Below are 1944 nucleotides of genomic sequence, written 5' to 3'. Positions count from 1 at the left end.
GGCTCCTTGGTCAAGCGGTTAAGACACCACCCTTTCACGGTGGTATCAGGGGTTCGATTCCCCTAGGAGTCACCATTTTTCTTTTTTTTTATAATGTGGGCGCATAGCTCAGCTGGGAGAGCACCTGCCTTACAAGCAGGGGGTCACAGGTTCGATCCCTGTTGTGCCCACCACATTATATGGCTCAGTAGCTCAGTTGGTTAGAGTGCCAGCCTGTCACGCTGGAAGTCGAGGGTTCGAGCCCCTTCTGAGTCGCCATTTTAAGAAGTAAGTATAACTTACTTCTTTTTTGTTGTTTAAATAATATATAGTGTAAATAAAAAGGTGGGCTAAAGCCCACCTTTTTATCTTTTTGAAAGATTTATTTTAATTCTTATATCTTCTGAGTAAAATTTAAGTAATTTAAAGTTTCCAAGTAGTCTTGATGAAATTCTTTCACTGTAGTGTTTAGCTAAATCTGAAAGAGTGAAGTTTGTTGAAATAATCATCTGTTTCTTTTTAAGTATTCTTTTATTTATTAAATTAAATAATTCAGTTGCAACAAAATCATTTAGTTGTTCTGAACCTAAATCATCTATAATTAATAAATCACAATCATACATAAGCTTTTCAAGATAAGTGTCGTTATTAAATCGTATCTCACGAAGAGCTTTTATAACTTCATCAGAAGTTTTATAAACTACTAAATTTCCTTTATCTAATAATTCTTTAGCAATGCAGTATGATAAAAATGTTTTACCAGTTCCTGGAGTTCCATAAAATAATAGATTTTCGTTACTATGCTTAAAGTTAGGTAAGAAATCATTTATTATGAAGTCTACGTTATTTTTCATATTAGTTTTTGGAGAAAATCTTTCCCCGTCACTTTTTGAAGAGTCAAAAAGGTTTAAGTTAAAGTTTTTGAAGTTACAATCTCTTAAGATATCTTCAAGTTCGGAGTCTTTATAAAAAAGTCTAACTAATTTACTTTTGTAGCAATCACATTTAGTTACACCTATATAGCCTGTGTCTTGGCATTTAGAACATCTGTAGTGCATATTAAGGTATTCAGGACTATATCCCTTTTCGACTAGCATCTCACACTTTTTAGCTCTAAGGTCTGTTATTGTATCTTTTATGTTATTGAAAGTTTTTTCAGTATTATCCTTCTTTAAAATAGATAAAGAAAGTTTTAAAGAATTTTTTTGGATTTCTTTATCTAATTCTATTATTTCAGGATAAAGAGATTCTATTTCAGCTCTACGATTTCTTAAGTTATTATTTTCTTCGTCGCGAATCTTTTGGTAAATTGACATAAGTTCGCCTTGATATCCTTTAATCATCACTATCCCATCCTAACAATTTCTTTTCTAGAGAATCATAATCATATTCTCTTTGTTTAAAGTCATTAAATCTAAGGGTCTTATTTTGATTAGAATTATTTTTATTGAAATTATTGTTGCTATTGTTTTGATTTGATTTTTTATGCTTTTTATCATCCTTTGCAACATCTTCTAAGGTCTTTATGTTGTTGTTATACCAATTAGTTAGTATTCCATCTATATATTTAAAGTTTGCGTGGTTTAATCTTTCAAATGAACGATCGCAAGCATTTTTAATAAGATCCATTTCGAATTTATACGTAAATATCCACTTTTCAAGCATATCTTCTTGAGGTTTCATAATATCTGTATTTCTCATTCCTAAATGAGAAAGTATTTGTCTTATTTTTACCCACTTATCTTCATTTTGTCTAATAAGCTTTTGAGCGTCTTCAATATTTCTAACATTTTTTTCGCTCCAAGCTTCTGCAACTTTTTCTATATATCTAAAGTTTGTTTTGCCTCTAGATGCACAGTATTCTATAAGAAGTAAAATTAGCTCAGAAGAAAAATTAAATACTTTAAGAGAAGCTAAATATTTTAAAACTTGGCTAATTAGAATTTACTTAAATAATATAAATAA

General features: G+C 30.0%; 2 protein-coding genes, 3 tRNA genes and 1 pseudogene. 3 read left to right on the top strand and 3 right to left on the bottom strand.

The annotated features are described in order from the left end of the window. The 3 genes from M4I33_RS16710 (at window position 1) to M4I33_RS16700 (ending at window position 258) form a co-directional block, all read left to right on the top strand. Window positions 1-75, top strand: a tRNA-Glu gene (locus M4I33_RS16710). Window positions 76-97: 22 nt separating this feature from the next. Continuing rightward, a tRNA-Val gene (locus M4I33_RS16705) sits at window positions 98-173 on the top strand. Window positions 174-181: 8 nt separating this feature from the next. Further along, window positions 182-258: transfer RNA gene (locus M4I33_RS16700), tRNA-Asp, on the top strand. A gap of 86 nt (window positions 259-344) precedes the next feature. Here M4I33_RS16700 and M4I33_RS16695 read toward each other — a convergent pair. The 3 genes and pseudogenes from M4I33_RS16695 to M4I33_RS16685 all read right to left on the bottom strand — a co-directional run. After that, the gene (locus M4I33_RS16695) at window positions 345-1322 is read right to left on the bottom strand and encodes an ATP-binding protein (protein WP_257917850.1); all 978 of its coding nucleotides are present in this window, start codon (window positions 1320-1322) and stop codon (window positions 345-347) included. Continuing rightward, complete coding sequence (locus M4I33_RS16690) at window positions 1315-1662, bottom strand: DnaD domain-containing protein (protein ID WP_257917849.1); 348 nt, start codon at window positions 1660-1662, stop codon at window positions 1315-1317. The genes M4I33_RS16695 and M4I33_RS16690 overlap by 8 nt, the downstream gene beginning before the upstream one ends. A gap of 90 nt (window positions 1663-1752) precedes the next feature. Further along, window positions 1753-1917 (bottom strand): annotated as a pseudogene (locus M4I33_RS16685) (DnaD domain protein); the annotation flags it as partial. Between the last annotated feature and the right edge of the window lie 27 nt (window positions 1918-1944).

Source organism: Clostridium sp. LY3-2 (assembly GCF_024705715.1).
Taxonomy (GTDB): domain Bacteria; phylum Bacillota; class Clostridia; order Clostridiales; family Clostridiaceae; genus Clostridium.
This window is presented reverse-complemented; position numbering and strand designations above follow the sequence as displayed.